The organism is Mesorhizobium sp. YR577 (genome assembly GCF_900116595.1).
GTDB lineage: Bacteria > Pseudomonadota > Alphaproteobacteria > Rhizobiales > Rhizobiaceae > Mesorhizobium_M.
Window position 1 is genome coordinate 167923 of sequence record NZ_FPBI01000015.1, and the last position, 15772, is coordinate 183694.

Annotated in this window: 12 protein-coding genes; 5 read left to right on the forward strand and 7 right to left on the reverse strand. The window is 61.3% G+C overall.

Going from position 1 to position 15772, the window contains the following annotated elements:
* Positions 1–156 precede the first annotated feature (156 nt).
* Positions 157–2745 carry a ComEC/Rec2 family competence protein gene (locus tag BM413_RS21810; RefSeq protein WP_091916827.1) on the forward strand — a complete coding sequence of 863 codons (2589 nt, stop codon included), beginning with the start codon at positions 157–159 and terminating at the stop codon, positions 2743–2745.
* A 20-nt stretch (positions 2746–2765) separates the two neighbouring features.
* On the opposite strand, the gene lexA is transcribed toward BM413_RS21810, so the two are convergent.
* The 6 genes from lexA to BM413_RS21840 all read right to left on the reverse strand — a co-directional run bounded on the left by lexA (position 2766) and on the right by BM413_RS21840 (position 9078).
* Entirely contained in the window at positions 2766–3485 is a 720-nt protein-coding gene (lexA, locus tag BM413_RS21815) for a transcriptional repressor LexA (protein ID WP_091916877.1), read from the reverse strand.
* Positions 3486–3658: 173 nt separating this feature from the next.
* Positions 3659–4864: a molybdopterin molybdotransferase MoeA gene (gene glp, locus BM413_RS21820; protein WP_091916829.1), complete on the reverse strand. Its 1206-nt coding sequence runs from the start codon at positions 4862–4864 to the stop codon at positions 3659–3661.
* A complete protein-coding gene (gene moaC, locus BM413_RS21825) occupies positions 4865–5353 on the reverse strand; it encodes a cyclic pyranopterin monophosphate synthase MoaC (protein ID WP_091916831.1) in 489 nt (162 codons plus the stop codon).
* A 3-nt stretch (positions 5354–5356) separates the two neighbouring features.
* A complete protein-coding gene (gene trpC, locus BM413_RS21830; RefSeq protein ID WP_091916833.1) occupies positions 5357–6172 on the reverse strand; it encodes an indole-3-glycerol phosphate synthase TrpC in 816 nt (271 codons plus the stop codon).
* A 3-nt stretch (positions 6173–6175) separates the two neighbouring features.
* Positions 6176–7186 carry an anthranilate phosphoribosyltransferase gene (gene trpD, locus BM413_RS21835; RefSeq protein WP_091916835.1) on the reverse strand — a complete coding sequence of 337 codons (1011 nt, stop codon included), beginning with the start codon at positions 7184–7186 and terminating at the stop codon, positions 6176–6178.
* A 2-nt stretch (positions 7187–7188) separates the two neighbouring features.
* The gene (locus BM413_RS21840; protein ID WP_091916837.1) at positions 7189–9078 is read right to left on the reverse strand and encodes a peptidylprolyl isomerase; all 1890 of its coding nucleotides are present in this window, start codon (positions 9076–9078) and stop codon (positions 7189–7191) included.
* A gap of 147 nt (positions 9079–9225) precedes the next feature.
* On the opposite strand from BM413_RS21840, the gene tpiA reads away from it, so the two are divergent.
* From tpiA to BM413_RS21860, 4 genes are all read left to right on the forward strand, one after another.
* On the forward strand, positions 9226–9990 hold the full coding sequence (gene tpiA, locus BM413_RS21845) for a triose-phosphate isomerase (protein ID WP_091916839.1): 765 nt from the start codon (positions 9226–9228) through the stop codon (positions 9988–9990).
* A 141-nt stretch (positions 9991–10131) separates the two neighbouring features.
* Positions 10132–10590: a preprotein translocase subunit SecG gene (secG, locus tag BM413_RS21850; protein WP_091916841.1), complete on the forward strand. Its 459-nt coding sequence runs from the start codon at positions 10132–10134 to the stop codon at positions 10588–10590.
* A 277-nt stretch (positions 10591–10867) separates the two neighbouring features.
* The gene (locus BM413_RS21855; RefSeq protein ID WP_091916879.1) at positions 10868–11797 is read left to right on the forward strand and encodes a L,D-transpeptidase; all 930 of its coding nucleotides are present in this window, start codon (positions 10868–10870) and stop codon (positions 11795–11797) included.
* A gap of 139 nt (positions 11798–11936) precedes the next feature.
* Positions 11937–13574: a CTP synthase gene (locus tag BM413_RS21860; RefSeq protein ID WP_091916843.1), complete on the forward strand. Its 1638-nt coding sequence runs from the start codon at positions 11937–11939 to the stop codon at positions 13572–13574.
* A gap of 155 nt (positions 13575–13729) precedes the next feature.
* Here BM413_RS21860 and BM413_RS21865 read toward each other — a convergent pair whose 3' ends face one another.
* On the reverse strand, positions 13730–15187 hold the full coding sequence (locus BM413_RS21865) for an NCS1 family nucleobase:cation symporter-1 (RefSeq protein WP_091916845.1): 1458 nt from the start codon (positions 15185–15187) through the stop codon (positions 13730–13732).
* Between the last annotated feature and the right edge of the window lie 585 nt (positions 15188–15772).

The window sequence follows — 15772 nt, forward strand, 5'->3', positions numbered from 1 at the left end:
AGGCAGGGACGGGCCGGCGAGAGCCGAAGATGGCACGCATGGCAATTTGGTAGCGTTCATGTAGCATGGCTGGTCAGGGGTGCAAGGGGCAGGGGCAAGCCGAGATCGGCGCGAGGCGCGCGCGTGCCGGCCAGGCCCCGAATTGGGGAAACCTGGATGGCGCGCGAGACATCCACAGGCGAGGTGAGCGAGCGGGCGCAATTTGCCTATCCGCTCGACGCGCCGCTTGTTTCGCCTCCCTCGCGATTACCATCAGCCGAACCGGCTCCGACACCGCTGGCACCTTGGAAATCTCGACCGCCGCTTCTGCCGGCAGCCTGGCGCAGGAAGCTTCAGGTTGTCCCGTCGCGTGCACGCGCCACGCGCTCCTTCGCGTCGGCAATCGTCCTGGAACTTGAGCGCGGCACGCCGTTTCTTCTCGTTCCGGTGTTTCTGGCGCTCGGTGCCATCATCTATTACGGGCTCGAGGCTGAGCCGGATTTCCTGCCGATGTTTGGTGGCAGCGCCGTCCTGTCAGCTTTGCTTCTGCTGCTGCCTTCGCATCAACAGTTGCTCCGTTTTGCGGCGGTGGGGGTGTTGATCTGCGTCGTCGGCATGGGGCTTGCCAAGATCGAGACATGGCGTGCGGGAACCAAGATCATCGGCTCGGAAATCTCGACCCAACTGACCGGGCGTGTCGCAGGCATCGACCATATGGCCAATGGCCGCGTGCGACTGACAATCGACGTGCTGGCAACAGCAAGGCCGACGTTGCGCTACGCGCCGGACCGCGTTCGCGTTTCGGCTCGCAAAATCCCGCCGGGGCTGGCGGTCGGGTCGGAAATCAGCGGTGCGGTCAAGCTGATGCCGCCTTCCGGGCCGGTGCGGCCCGACAGCTATGATTTTTCCTTCAAGAGCTATTTTGACAGGATTGGCGCAAGCGGATTTTTTCTGCGCGGCCCGGAACTCGTCATGGCGGGTGAAGCGCCGTCGGTAGGTGACCGGTTTTCCATCTGGGTCGAAAATGCCCGAAACCTCATCGCGGATCGCATCAGAAGTCAGATCGGCGGCCCGGAAGGCGAGATCGCAGCCGCCCTTGTGGTCGGCATACGCGCCGGCATTCCCGAAGACATCAACGAATCGATGCGCCGCACCGGCATCTACCACATCATCTCGATCTCCGGGCTGCACATGGCGCTTGTCGCCGGCACCGTGATGGGCTCATTGCGCGCGGTATTCGCATTGTTTCCCGGCTTTTCGTCGCGCTGGCCGGTCAAGAAATATGCCGCCGCCGCTGCTTTGGTCGCGATTGCCTCCTATCTTTTCATCTCCGGTGGCGAGGTCGCGGCCCAACGCAGCTTCATCATGCTCGCGATCATGCTGACTGCGCTGCTGTTCGACCGCGGTGCGCTGACCATGCGCAATCTGGCGATCGCGGCCATCGTCGTCATTGTAATTTCGCCGCATGAGGTTATCGGCCCGAGCTTCCAGATGTCTTTCGCGGCAACGGCTGCTCTGGTCGGCGCTTATGCCTTGTGGGCGGAGAGGCGTTCGCAAAGGTCAAAGCCTTTTGTTCCTCCGGGCAATGCGTCACTGATTGCCGGTTTGACCAAGCGCACGATCGGCTCGGTCGGTGCACTCGCCATGACCTCGATCATCGCCGGTCTCGCGACGACCGCATTCGGCGCCTATCATTTTCAAAGGGTTTCGCCGCTCAGCCTGCTCGCCAATCTCGGCGTCATGCCCGCCGTATCGATCCTCGTCATGCCTTTTGCTGTCGCCGGTTCATTGGCGATGCCGCTCGGCCTGGATGGCCCGTTCTTCTACGTTATGGGCAAAGGGCTGACGGCGATGATCGTCATCTCACAATGGATATCGGATCGCTCGCCCATCGACGCCGTCGGGCTGGTTTCGGGGCGATCCCTGGTATTGCTCACCGTCGCGCTGGTGATTGCGACGATGGCCTCGACGTGGCTGCGGTTGCTCGCAGTGCCTTTCGCGCTCGCAGGAATGCTGCTTCTGGCAGATGTGCGAGCGCCAGACATTCTCGTCTCGGAAGATGCGAGACTGGTGGCCGTACCGGTCGATGATGAAAATCTCGCAGTCAACCGCGCGCGGCCGAACGAATTCACCATCGAAAACTGGAAGCGGGCGCTGTTGTCGGAATATCTGATCAAGCCGGTCGATACGATCAATGATGCCGGCAAGAAAAGGTCGAGCCGGGCTGGGCGCCGTAATTCACCAACCGACGCGTCCTTCGATGATTCCGCGGAAATTGAAGCGGCCGACCTTGCATCAAGCGATACGGCCGTTTCGTCGGGACAATCTCGCGAAAAGCCGGTGAACTCGCTCGCTGCTGGTTTCGATTGCCATAACGGTCTGTGTCTGGCGACGCACAGATCGGGCGCAATCATCGCTCACGCTGCCGATTGGCGTTCCGCGCGACGCGCGTGCGACTATGCCAGCCTCATCGTGATCGACGACGCGACTGCCGAGGATGTCTGCGAAGACGCCGTCCCGCTGGTTGTCACCAAGCGCGAACTGGCCAAGTTCGGCAGCGCCGCCGTCTATCTCTATGGCGACATTTCGGATCGTCGTGCCGAAATTCGTTTCGCGCTGACACAACCATACCGCCCCTGGCATACACAACGAGCATTTTCTCGAGAGGCGAGAGGACTGCCGCCTTATCAGCGGAGAGAAAGTAAGCCGGCGAACAATCAGTTAAAAAAGTCGAGATACTCAAATTCGCGAAGCGCCAAACCATAGTCAGGCGCTGCCGCGTGTCGTCAATAACGCCGGATCAATCCCACCAGCTTGCCCTGGACCTTCACACGGTCAGGTCCGAAAATCCGCGTTTCATAGGCTGGATTGGCGGCTTCCAGCGCAATGGAAGCGCCCTTGCGGCGGAAGCGCTTGAGCGTGGCTTCCTCTTCATCTACCAGCGCAACGACGATTTCGCCGGGGTTTGCCGTATTGGCATTGCGGATGATCACCGTGTCGCCGTCAAAAATACCGGCCTCGATCATCGAATCGCCTTTGACTTCAAGCGCATAGTGCTCGCCGCCCATGATCATCTCCGGCGGCACGGAGATTGAATGCGTCTTGTGCTGGATGGCTTCGATCGGCACACCGGCAGCGATCCGGCCCATTACGGGGATCGAAACGGCGGAGCCGACATCATCATTCCCGGCTACAGGGCCGCGCGCAGGTTCCGGGGGGCGTCGACCTAGGCTGCCCTCGATGACGCTCGGCGAGAATTTCGCGCGCTGCGGTGCCAGCCCGGGGGCCATGGAGTCGGGCAGGCGGAGAACTTCGAGTGCGCGAGCGCGATTCGGTAGCCGGCGAATGAACCCGCGCTCTTCAAGAGCAGTGATCAACCTGTGGATGCCGGATTTCGATGCCAGATCGAGCGCTTCCTTCATTTCATCGAAGGAAGGCGGGATTCCCGCTTCTTTCATCCTCTCGTGGATGAACATTAGAAGCTCGTGTTGCTTGCGCGTCAGCATGGCCACCCCCGAAGAATCAAACCAAAAACAAAACCAGAACAAACACTATCTGTTCCATTTGTGTTCTGCAACCGTTTAAATTTTAATGAATATCTTAAGGTACTGGAAACAATACGCGAACGCGCCGATATTGGAACCAGTCGATCGGATATGTGCCGATCGATAGGCCTGACCTAGCGAATCCTCAGGACGGTGCATGGCGCACCAGCCTCGGCCGCCGGCGCAAAAGGTTCGCGGATGATCAACGCATTGGCCTCGGTGAATGTCCTCAGCATTGAGGAATCCTGGATCTCGAACGGCGTCGCTACGAGCCCGGCATCGTCGTCTCGAAGAACGGCGCGCACATAATCCTGGCGCAGATCGTTGGCCTGCATTGCTGCGCCGAGGAAAGCCTCATGGATATCAGACACATGGTGCCGCCCGCCAAGTCGCGACAGCAGCGGCTTCAGGAACAGATGCGAGCAGACAAGACTCGCCACCGGATTTCCGGGCAAGCCGATGCAGCGGGTGTGCCCGAGTCGGCCGAACATCAGCGGCTTGCCGGGCCGCATAGCGATCTTCCAGAAATCGAGCTTTACGCCTTCGCTGGTCAAAACGTCGTGGATGAAGTCGTGATCGCCGACGGATGCGCCGCCCAGAGTCACGATCACGTCTGCGCCGGCCTCCATGGCTCGCTTGATCAGCGCCGCGATGGCCTCCTTGCGATCGGGCGCGATGCCGAGGTCGAGCACCCTTGCGCCAACCGATTCGGCGATCGCTGCCACGCCGAAGCTGTTCGAGGCGATGATCTGGTCGGGGCCTGGTTCGCTGCCCGGCGGCAAAAGCTCGTCGCCGGTGGCGATGATCGCCAGCAGCGGCTTTTTCACGACGGGAAGGCGAGGGTGGTTGGCCGAGGCTGCAAGCGAAAGCGCACCCGCGTCCAGGACCCTGCCTTTGTCCAGCAGCAGGTCGCCTGTGGAAAAATCGAGGCCCCGGCGCCTTATGTGGCGACCGGCATCCACCGTTTCGGTGACCTCTACGGTTCTGCCATCGAGCTTTCGGGTGTTCTCCTGAATGACGATGGTATCGACACCATCCGGCATCGGCGCTCCCGTGAAGATGCGGACGGCCTGACCCGGCTCTACTTTGCCGGCAAAGCGCCGCCCAGCCGGAGCTTCGCCGATAACGTGCAGCGTTGCCGGGACATTGGCGACGTCAGCACTGCGCACCGCATATCCATCCATGGCCGATGCGTCGAACGGCGGTTGCGTGCGCAGCGCTCGTACAGGTTCGGCCAGCACGCGCTCGGCAGCCTCGGCCAACGCTACGGATTCCGCGTTGCCGGGACCGGCGCCATCTAGCAGTCGCTGTAGGGCCTCGGCGACCGGAAGGAGTGCCATCTATGCGTCCACCCGGTAGTCGCCGGATTTGCCGCCGGTCTTCTGGACCAGCCTGATGCCGGAAATGACCATGCCGCGATCGACGGCCTTGGCCATGTCGTAGATGGTCAGGCAGGCGACGGAAGCCGCCGTCAGCGCTTCCATTTCGACACCGGTCTTGCCGGTGACGCGGGCAAGTGCGGTCACGCGCAGGCCGGGCAGGGAATCGTCAGCTTCGATGTCGACCGAAACCTTGGTTAGGAGCAGCGGGTGGCAGAGCGGGATCAGCTCATGTGCCCGCTTGGCCGCCATGATGCCGGCGATGCGCGCAGTGCCAAGAACATCGCCCTTCTTGGCGTTGCCCTCGCGGATCAGTTTCAGCGTTTCGGGCAACATGGTGACAAAGCCCTCGGCGATCGCCGTGCGCTCTGTTTCAGCCTTTTCGCCGACATCGACCATATGCGCCTGGCCTTCGACGCCGAGATGGGTGAGGGCGGGTTTGCCGCTCATGGCCTAGCCATTTACCGCTTGCGCGGCCTTGCCAGTCAGCAGCGCACGCGTTGCCGCTGCCACGTCCTGCTGCCGCATCAGGCTCTCACCGACCAGGAATGTGCCGATGCCGAAACGTTCCAGCCGCCGGCAATCCTCGTGGGTAAAGATCCCACTTTCGCCGACCAGCAAGCGGTCATCGGGCACCAGTGACGACAATCTTTCCGACGTCTCAAGGCTTGTCTCGAAGGTCCGCAGGTTGCGGTTGTTAATGCCAACCAGTTGCGAGGACAGTTTCAGTGCCCGCTCTGTCTCAGCCTCGTCATGCACTTCGATCAGAACGTCCATGCCGAGTTCGAAGGCCGCATCTTCCAGTGCCTTGGCATCGTCGTCCGTCAGGCTGGCCATGATGATCAGAATGGCATCCGCGCCCCAGGCGCGTGCTTCATAGACCTGATAAGGCTCGAACATGAAATCCTTGCGCAGGGCCGGTAGTTTGCAGGCCGCGCGCGCTTTGGTCAGGAATTCCGGGGCGCCTTGGAACGACGGCGTGTCGGTCAGCACTGAAAGGCAGGCCGCGCCGCCTTGTTCATAAGCTTGTGCCAGCGCCGGCGGGTCGAAATCGGGCCGAATCAAGCCCTTGGACGGGCTTGCCTTCTTGATTTCGGCGATCAGCGCGAAGCCGCCGGCATCGCGCTTGGCCTGCAAGGCAGCCTGAAAGCCGCGCGGTGCCTCTGCGTCGCGGGCGCGTGCCTTGAGTTCTGCAAGCGGTGTGCTGGCCTTGGCGGCTGCGATCTCATCGCGCTTGTAGGCCTCGATCCTGGTTAGAATATCGGCCATGTTCTATCCGTTCGAAACTCTTACCAGCGCGTCGAGAACACCGAGCGCTTGGCCATTGTCGATTGCCGCCGCGGCAGCTTTCACGCCGTCCGCCAGCGTTGCGGCCTTGCTGGCAACGACCAGGCCGGCACCTGCATTCATCAGCACCGTGTCGCGATAGGCACCGGGCGCTCCCGACAGCATATCCCGCAGCGCCTTGGCGTTGAAGGCCGCATCGCCGCCGCGCAGATCATCCTTGATATGCCGCTTGAGGCCGAATTGCTCAGGCGTCACCACAAAGCTCCTCAGCTTGCCGTCCGCCAGTTCCGCCACATTGGTTTCGCCGGTCGCTGTGATCTCGTCAAAGCCGTCGCCATAAACCACCCAGGCATTTTCCGCGCCCAGTGCTTTCAGCGTCTCGGCAACCGGTTCCACCCACTCCGCTGCAAACACGCCGACCATCTGGCGGGTGACGCCGGCCGGGTTGGAAAGGGGGCCAAGGATGTTGAAGATCGTGCGGGTGCCGAGTTCGACGCGCGTAGGTCCGACATGGCGCATCGCGGGGTGATGCGCCGGCGCGAACATGAAGCCGACGCCGACTTCATGAATGCAGTTGCCGATCGCCTCGGGCGTCAGGTCGATCTTCACGCCAAGCGCCATCAGCACGTCGGCCGCGCCCGTCTGTGAGGACAGGCCACGGTTGCCGTGCTTGGCCACCGGCACGCCGCAGCCGGCAATGACGAAGGCAGAAGCGGTGGAAATGTTCACGCTGTGCGAACCGTCCCCGCCGGTGCCGACGATGTCGATGGATCCCGCAGGAGCGTCGACCCGCAGCATCTTTTCGCGCATCGTTGCGACCGCGCCGGAGATTTCTTCGACGGTTTCGCCGCGCACGCGCAACGCCATCAGGAAAGCGCCGATCTGGCCGGGCGTGGCATCGCCCGACATGATGATGTCGAAGGCCTCCTTGGCCTCCTCGAAAGTCAGGGCCGCTCCCGTGGCGACCTTGGCGAGATGCGGTTTGAGCGTGGTCATCGTCAGAAGGCGAGTGCCTGGGTGACAGCGTTTCGGTTGATCTCGACGGTATACTGCGTCTGCAACCGCGCCACCAACTGGTCGAGAAGATCATCCGACATACCGGCCGCAAACTGCTTGCGCGCATCTTCCGGCACTGTATCGGCGCCTGCGCCGGCAGGCTCGAACACCTCGGCAACCCTGAACAGGATCTGTGCGTCTCCAGCCGGAGCCGGGAACACGCCGACGCCGTTTTCGCCGACGCCAAAGGCTGCGGCGACGCCCGGCTTGCCGAAATCGGCATCGTCGGCTTCGCGCTTCAACCCGCGCTTGGTCTGCTTTTCCTGCGACAGTTCGCTTGCCAGCGTATCCAGCGACGTGCCGTCCTTCAGGCGCTTTTGAAATTCCGCACCCTTGGCGGCAAGCCGCGTCGCCGTCTCCTGCTTGGTCCAGTCGGCAACTGCTTTTTCGCGCACCTCGTCCAGCGTGCGATCGCGGGCGGCGGTAACACTTTCGACCTCATAGAAGACATAGCCGCTCGAGCCGATGGTGACGGGCGGGTTTTCGATGCCGGCGTCAGCCTGGAAGACGGCCTGAATCAGTTCGCGCGACTGGGGCAATGTGTTGACGATCGAACCATCCGGACGCAGGGCTGAACGATCGATGGCGTCGATGGTCACGACCTTGAGCTTAAGCTTGTCGGAGGCTTCCTTCATCGATTCGCCATTGGCACGAGCATCCTCATAAGCGTCATGCGTCTGGATCAGGACGCGGCTGGCCTCGGTCAGCGCCAGGTTCTTGCGAATTTCAGCCGACAGCTCGGCGAGTGGCTTTTCCACCGCAGGCTTGATTTCGGTGACGCGCAAAAGCACCGGGCCGAATGCACCCTGCACGACCGGGCTCACCTCGTTGGCGCCCAGCGCAAAGGCGGCGTCCGCGACGGCCTTGTCGGCAATCCGGTCCTTGGCGACAGTGCCGAGAAGCGTGTCGGCCTGCGTCTTTCCTTCAGCGACCACGACCTTGTCGAAGGTCGCACCGCCCTTGATCGAATCAAGCGCTGCATTCGCCGCCTCAGGCGTCTTGAAGACAAGCTGCTCGATGGTCCGGGTTTCCGGCGTGGTGTAGCGCGCCTTGTTCTTCTCGTAATCCTCGCGAATTTGATCGTCGCCCACCGATGCCTCGTCGGCAATGTCGGCAGGTTCGAGTTTTACGTAGGAAAACTTGCGGTATTCGGGCGCTGCATAGGTCTTCTTGTTTTCTTCGAACCATTTCGCCAGCACATCCTGCGACGGAGCGGCGATCGGCTCGACCAGCGACTTGGGCAGAGATAGATAGTCGACCGTACGATCCTCGCCCTGGTAGAGCGCATAGGCGCGCAGGAACGTATCCGGCGCCTTCATGCCGTCAGACACCGCCTCGACGATCTGCTGGCGGATCGCCACTTGGCCCCGCGAAGCGAAATAGTCGTCCGGTCGCATGCCGACCTGGCGCAGCACATAGTCGAACTGCTGGCGGTTGAAGCGGCCGTCCGGTCCCTGGAAGGCCGTATCCTCGGCAGTCAGGGCTGCAAGCCGGTCCTTCGACAGGCCGAGGCCCATCTTTCGGGCCTGTTCGTCCAGCACTGCGCCGGCAACGAGCTGCGCCAGAACCTGGTTGTCTATGCCGAATGCGGTTGCCTGCTCGCGGGTGATGCGCTGGCCGAATTGCTGCGACAGCGCATTGATCTGCCGGTCATAGGCAAGACGGTACTCGTTGACGGAGACCGATGTGCCGCCGGCAGTCAGCACCTTGTTGCCGCCACCGCCACTCATCATTTCCCCGGAAATGCCCCAAACGGCAAAGCTCACGACCAACATGAGAAGCAAAAGCTTCGCAACCCAGGTTCCAGCGGCATTTCGCAAGCTATTGAGCATGATCGGTTCCGGTCTTGGCGTATTTAGGCATGTTTGGTGTTTGAACGAAGGGCAATAGCGTCCTTCCGCCTCACTGTCGATTGCTTTGTGGCCTGATTTTGGTAGGGAGGGCGCGGGTCGCCCTTACAATAAAAGATGGGAAGAACAATGACACCAGGAATTCGCCCGCTGGTCGCAGGCAACTGGAAGATGAACGGAACCAGCGCCTCGCTGAACGAACTTCGTGCCATCACCCATGGTTTCATGCACGGACTCGATGCCGACACCGAAGCCCTGGTCTGCGTACCTGCCACGCTTGTTTTCCGTGCGGCGGAAATTGCTGCCAGCACACCGGTGCGCATCGGCGGCGAGGATTGCCATGCCAAGGAAAGCGGCGCCCATACAGGCGACGTTTCGGCTGAAATGCTCAGGGATGCTGGCGCCAGCCACGTCATTGTCGGCCATTCCGAACGGCGTACCGACCACGGCGAAGACGACGCGGCCGTCCGGGCCAAGGCGGAGGCCGCCTGGCGGGCAGGGCTCGTCGCCGTCATCTGCATCGGCGAAACGCGGGTAGAACGTGAAAGCGGCGCGACGCTCGACATATTGTCGCGTCAGATAGAAGGCTCGGTTCCCGCCAGCGCAACGCCGGCCAACGCAGTGATCGCTTACGAGCCCGTCTGGGCGATCGGCACCGGCTTGACGCCGACGGTGGCCGATATTGCCGAGGCACATGCCCATATCCGCTCTCGCCTGCTTGAAAGGCTGGGCGCCGGCGCCGGCAAGATGCGCATACTTTACGGCGGGTCGGTGAAGCCGTCGAATGCGGTCGAATTGCTCGCCATCGATAACGTCGACGGCGCATTGGTCGGCGGAGCCAGCCTGAAGGCTGCCGATTTCCTCGGCATAGCCGAAGCCTACCAGGCGATGTGATTTTCGCTGGAAAATGCGTTGTAAACCCTGCTTCGCGCCCCATATTCGGGCGCGGGCTTGGAAATGCTGCAAAAGCATTGTATTGACCCGCTCCAAATAACGGGCCGTTTGGCGCTCGAACCAGATTTTGCCAGGAAATCCATGGAAACCGTAATCATCGTCATCCATCTCATGGTCGTTCTCGCGCTTGTCGGCGTCGTGCTTCTGCAGCGCTCCGAGGGCGGTGGCCTTGGCATCGGCGGTGGCTCGGGCTTCATGACCGCACGCGGCGCTGCCAACGCGCTGACGCGCGCCACCGCCATTCTGGCTGCGGCATTCTTCGCTACGTCGCTGATCCTTTCCATCATCGCCCGTTACGGCGAGCGCCCGATCGACATTCTCGACCGCGTGCCGACGACGCAGGGCGGCACGAACAACAATGACGGTACGGGCGGCACCGGCAGCGGTGGTGGCGTCCTCGACCAGCTTGGTGGTGCTCCGAGCACTCCGCCTGCCACGACGCCCGCTCCGACGACCACGCCTCCGTCGGGCAGCGATGCGGCCACGCCGCCGGCGACTGCACCGGCTCAGCCGGCAACGCCCCAGGTTCCGAACCAGTAATCTCCTTATAATCCCCTTCGCGATTTAGGCCCCGCCCTTGCAGGTGGGGCTAAGTCATTAGGAGTAGGGGCTTTTCGCGTTTCGGGCTGCAACCTGTTGTTGTTTGAACACACCTGCCGCAAATGGTGATTCTTCGGCTAAGAATCGCGGCTTCGTGAAGCAAGCCCTCCTTGTGATTTTCAGCGTTAATTGCTTATAAATCCCGCAGCGGCAATGTCGGCATTCGCATCGCATAAACCATGCGGTGCCGACGTGCATTTATTTCGGGATCGCAATCATGCTTATTCGCAGCCTTATTCTCCTGGGCCTCTGCGCCGCCATTGGCGTGTCCGCTCCGGCCTATGCCGAAACCACTCCGGCCAAGACCTACCTTTTCCCGCTCAAGAGCAAGGCCACGGAGGCTGACGCCAAGGAAGAAAAGGTTGAAAAAAAGAAGCTGACCGCCAAGGAAAAGGCAGCTCAGCAGAAGGCAATCGCCAAAGCGAAGGCCAAGGCCGACGAAAAGCAGGCGCGAGCCAAAGCGAAAGTTCAAACCGTGGCTGCCGTGCCGCTCGCTGATCCCTCTGCGATCGCGATGACCGGCAACAACGGCGAATTGCGCAGCGAAGCACAGGATCGTCCGCAGGGCGGGTTCCTCTCGGTACTCTTCGGCGGTGACCCGTCCTCGCCGAACATGCTGCCGCAGACCCGCGCGCTCGACGCCGTGCTGGAGCAGAAGCAGGCCAACAAGAAGTTCAAGGTGAAGTCGGACTTCGAGCCGCAGTCGGTTGAGTTCTCCGGCTATCCGCGCGGCACCATCGTCATCGATACCCGCGCCCGCTATCTCTATCTCATGGAATCGTCCTCCACCGCCCGCCGCTATGCGATCGCGGTTGGCCGCGAAGGCTTGGAGTTCAAGGGTTCGGCCAAGGTCGGCGACAAGCAGGAATGGCCGCGCTGGATCCCGACGCTCGACATGCAGAAGCGCGAGCCGAAGAAGTACGGCCAGTACAAGGATGGCATGCCCGGCGGCCCCGAAAACCCGCTCGGTGCTCGTGCGATCTATCTCTACCAGGGCAAGACCGACACCCATATCCGCATCCACGGCACCAACCAGCCGCAGACCATCGGCACCAATTCGTCCAACGGCTGCTTCCGCATGGTCAACGACCACGTCATGGATCTCTATCGTCGGGTCAAGATGGGTACGGACGTCGTCGTCCTGTAAATCTCTGATTTTACGGCAAAAAGGGCCGGCCCAGCCGGCCCTTTTTGTTTGGGCGTTTGTTCGCCGCAATAAACCTTGCCGGGAAAAAGCACGCTACGCTGATTTTCCACTGGCGGAATCAATCCTGTAGCGTTAAGCGATGACTCCCATGGCGCGATATGTATTCATCACAGGCGGCGTGGTTTCCTCGCTCGGAAAAGGCATTGCTGCAGCGGCCCTTGGGGCTCTCTTGCAAGCACGCGGTTATCGCGTGCGCATCCGAAAACTCGACCCTTACCTGAATGTCGACCCCGGCACGATGTCGCCGTACCAGCACGGCGAAGTCTTCGTGACCGACGACGGTGCCGAGACCGATCTCGATCTCGGCCATTACGAGCGCTTCACCGGCCGCTCGGCCAACCAGAGCGACAACATCACCACGGGTCGCATCTACAAGAACATCATCGAGCGCGAGCGCCGCGGCGACTATCTCGGCGCGACCGTGCAGGTCATTCCCCACGTCACCGACGAGATCAAGAATTTCATCCTCGGCGGCAATGAGGACTACGACTTCGTGCTGTGCGAAATCGGCGGCACGGTCGGCGATATCGAGGCGATGCCGTTCCTGGAAGCTATCCGCCAGCTCGGCAACGACCTGCCGCGCAACAACGCCGTCTACGTCCATTTGACGCTGATGCCCTACATCCCGACTGCCGGCGAGCTGAAGACCAAGCCGACGCAGCATTCGGTCAAGGAGTTGCGCTCCATCGGCATCGCGCCCGACATCCTGCTGGTGCGCGCCGACCGTGCCATCCCCAAGGAAGAGCGCAGAAAGCTGTCGCTGTTCTGCAATGTCCGCGAATCGGCGGTCATCCAGGCGCTCGACGTTGGCCACATCTATGATGTGCCGCTGGCCTATCACAAGGAAGGCCTCGATTCGGAAGTGCTGGCCGCTTTCGGCATCGACCCGGCGCCGAAGCCGCGCCTCGACCCGTGGGAAAACGTGTCGAACCTTATTCACAATCCCGAAGGCGAGGTCACCATCGCCATCGTCGGCAAATACACCGGCCTCAAGGACGCTTATAAATCGCTGATCGAGGCGCTGTCGCATGGCGGCCTCGCAAACAACGTTCGCGTAAAACTCGACTGGATCGAATCGGAAATCTTCGAAAAGGAAGACCCGTCGCCCTGGCTCGAAAAGGTCCACGGCATCCTGGTGCCGGGCGGTTTCGGCGAGCGCGGCTCCGAAGGCAAGATCCTTGCAGCCAAGTTCGCCCGCGAGCGCAAGGTGCCTTATTTCGGCATCTGCTTCGGCATGCAAATGGCCTGCATTGAGGCGGCGCGTTCGCTGGCCGGTGTCGAACATGCCTCCTCGACGGAGTTTGGTCCTACCGATGAACCGGTGGTCGGCCTGATGACCGAATGGCTGCGTGGCAACATGCTGGAAAAGCGCCGCGAAACCGGCGATCTCGGCGGCACGATGCGGCTCGGCGCTTATGAAGCGAAACTCGGCGAGGGATCCAAGATCGCCGAGATTTACGGCAGCACCGATATTTCGGAGCGTCATCGTCACCGCTACGAAGTCAATGTCGACTACAAGGAGCGGCTCGAGGATTGCGGCCTGGTGTTCGCCGGCATGTCGCCGGACGGCGTGCTGCCCGAGACGGTGGAGTACCCAGACCATCCCTGGTTCATCGGCGTCCAGTACCATCCTGAACTGAAGAGCCGCCCTCTGGAACCGCATCCGCTGTTTGCAAGCTTCATCGAAGCGGCGGTGGAGCAGTCGCGGTTGGTCTAACTGCAGCTCTTCCTTCTCCCCTTGTGGGAGAAGGTGGCACACCCCTTGCGAGTCGGATGAGGGGTGTTCCAGCTTGGCGCTCCGTCCAACATCCCTCATCCGCCTTCACTTCGTTCAGGCACCTTCTCCCACAGGGGGAGAAGGTGGAACGGGGCTCAAGCCTTTGCCGTTTTCGCTCCGGCGCTGACTGCGGCTGAGCGCAGCACGTAGTAGATCGCGCCGGCGATCGCGACGCCGAAGAACCAGCCATAGACGCCCCACCATGACGGCAGCCAGTTGGTGAAGTTCGGCAGGATTGACGAGAACAGTGCTCCGATACCCGCCGCGATGAAGGCGTTGACGTGCCAGCCGCTCTGGAAGCGGAATTCGCCATTCTCGCGGTAGAGCGCCTCCACGTCGACTTCGCTTTTACGGATAAGGTAGTAGTCGACCATCATCACGCCGAAGATCGGCCCCATCGTCGCGCCGATGATGTTGACGAAGGTCGCTGCATTGCCCTCCCATGGCGCGAATGGGTAGAGAACCAGTGCGATAAGTGCCGCGATATAGCCGCCTTTCTTGAAGTCGATCTGCCGCGGGAAGACGTTGGAAAAGTCGAAGGCCGGCGAGACGAAGTTTGCCACCACGTTGATGCCGAGGGTCGCTACTGCAAAGGTTAGCGCAGCGAGCATTGCCAGGAACCAGCTGTCGAACTTGGCCGAGATCTGGTCGGGATGCAGCAGCACCTCGCCGTAGACGTCATAAGCGGCGATGGTGGTAACGCCGGCAACCAGCGAGAACAGGATGAGGTTGATCGGCAGGCCCCAGATATTGCCCTTGCGCAGCGAGGCCTTATCCGGCGAATAGCGGGCGAAATCGCAGAAGTTGAGATAGAGCGCCGAGAAATAGGTCACCCAGATCGCGGCGACCGCAAATAGCGAGGTCCACGAGCCCGGAACGCCGGGCACGCCCGCATCCTTGGTCTTTTCCAGAAGCACATCCATCGGGATATCGCTGGTGATGGCGAAGGTGCCGGCCTTCACGCACAGATAGATGGCGAGGATCAGCATCATGACCCACACTGCGGGTCCGGCCCAATCCTGGAAGCGGCGCACCGTCTCCATGCCACGCTGGATGATCAGCAGTTGCAGCGCCCATATGATGACGAAGCAGATCACTTCCAGCGTCGAGTGGCCGAGCATGTGGCTGTTCTGGTGGAAGGAAAGCATGCCTTCGTTGCGGATCAATAGCGCCACGATGGCGCCGGAAGCGGCAGCCGTCTGTGCGCCGTACCAGAAACAGGCGACGATAGCCCGCACGATTGCCGGGACGTTGGCGCCCCATATGCCGAAGGAGGCGCGCGCCAGCACGGGGTAGGGCACGCCAGTCTTCACGCCGGCATAGCCGATCAGGTTCATCAGCACATAGATGATCAGAGAACCGATGCCGATGGCGATGATGAAATTGACGAAGCCGCCGCAGAACAGAAACAGGCTTGCGGCGAGATAATAGCCCCACAGGCTGTGAACGTCGGAAGTCCAGACGTTGAAGATCGAAAACGGTCCCCAGTTTCGAACCTTTGCCGGGGCAAGATCCTCATTGTATAAATCGGGCGATGCGCCTTTGATGGTCATGTTGAAATTCCCCTCTCGTTAACGCCCGCCCCCCGGACGTTAACTGGACAGGTTAGGCCTTCCGTTGGGGAAGCGGCAATCAGTCATTTGCCGGCTTTTGGAAGAAAGACATTCAACGTGAACGATGATTGTTGTCTTCGGCAGTCATGAATTTGGCCTTTGGAATACTTGCTGAGTCGGTACGCCCGGCGTCTCCCTCCCCCTTGAGGGGAGGGTGGCGGCGAAGCCGCCGGGTGGGGTCGCTGCGGCAGTGCTCGACGTTTCTTGGTGCCGAGCTCGGCATGAAAGACCCCACCCGCTTCCTTCGCTTCGCTCAGTCCGCGACCTCCCCTCAAGGGGGAGGTGAGCTCTGGCGCGTTTCATCATCGCCACGCCTGCTTTCGCATCTGGCCATTGTCAAAGAACTCCCCTCTATGAGGGTGGGAAGCGGGGCGCTTGGCCGTGCCTTCCTAGTGTAAATACGTGGCGCGACTTCCGCGCCCCGCTCGGTGTCTGTCCCGAAGTTGGCCGGTCACAACGCCCGCTCCATGTACATTCCATGGACAAGACGCCGCGGGTTCTCCGCATCCTGCGCGATCTGCCCTT

Excerpts from the sequence above, each read along its gene's own strand:
- BM413_RS21810 (WP_091916827.1), top strand. The coding sequence starts at position 157 with ATGGCGCGCGAGACATCCACAGGCGAGGTGAGCGAGCGGGCGCAATTT.
- glp (WP_091916829.1), bottom strand. The coding sequence starts at position 4,864 with ATGGCACTCCTTCCGGTCGCCGAGGCCCTACAGCGACTGCTAGATGGC.
- tpiA (WP_091916839.1), top strand. The coding sequence starts at position 9,226 with ATGACACCAGGAATTCGCCCGCTGGTCGCAGGCAACTGGAAGATGAAC.
- moaC (WP_091916831.1), bottom strand. The coding sequence starts at position 5,353 with ATGAGCGGCAAACCCGCCCTCACCCATCTCGGCGTCGAAGGCCAGGCG.
- BM413_RS21860 (WP_091916843.1), top strand. The coding sequence starts at position 11,937 with ATGACTCCCATGGCGCGATATGTATTCATCACAGGCGGCGTGGTTTCC.
- secG (WP_091916841.1), top strand. The coding sequence starts at position 10,132 with ATGGAAACCGTAATCATCGTCATCCATCTCATGGTCGTTCTCGCGCTT.
- lexA (WP_091916877.1), bottom strand. The coding sequence starts at position 3,485 with ATGCTGACGCGCAAGCAACACGAGCTTCTAATGTTCATCCACGAGAGG.
- BM413_RS21865 (WP_091916845.1), bottom strand. The coding sequence starts at position 15,187 with ATGACCATCAAAGGCGCATCGCCCGATTTATACAATGAGGATCTTGCC.
- trpC (WP_091916833.1), bottom strand. The coding sequence starts at position 6,172 with ATGGCCGATATTCTAACCAGGATCGAGGCCTACAAGCGCGATGAGATC.
- trpD (WP_091916835.1), bottom strand. The coding sequence starts at position 7,186 with ATGACCACGCTCAAACCGCATCTCGCCAAGGTCGCCACGGGAGCGGCC.
- BM413_RS21840 (WP_091916837.1), bottom strand. The coding sequence starts at position 9,078 with ATGCTCAATAGCTTGCGAAATGCCGCTGGAACCTGGGTTGCGAAGCTT.
- BM413_RS21855 (WP_091916879.1), top strand. The coding sequence starts at position 10,868 with ATGCTTATTCGCAGCCTTATTCTCCTGGGCCTCTGCGCCGCCATTGGC.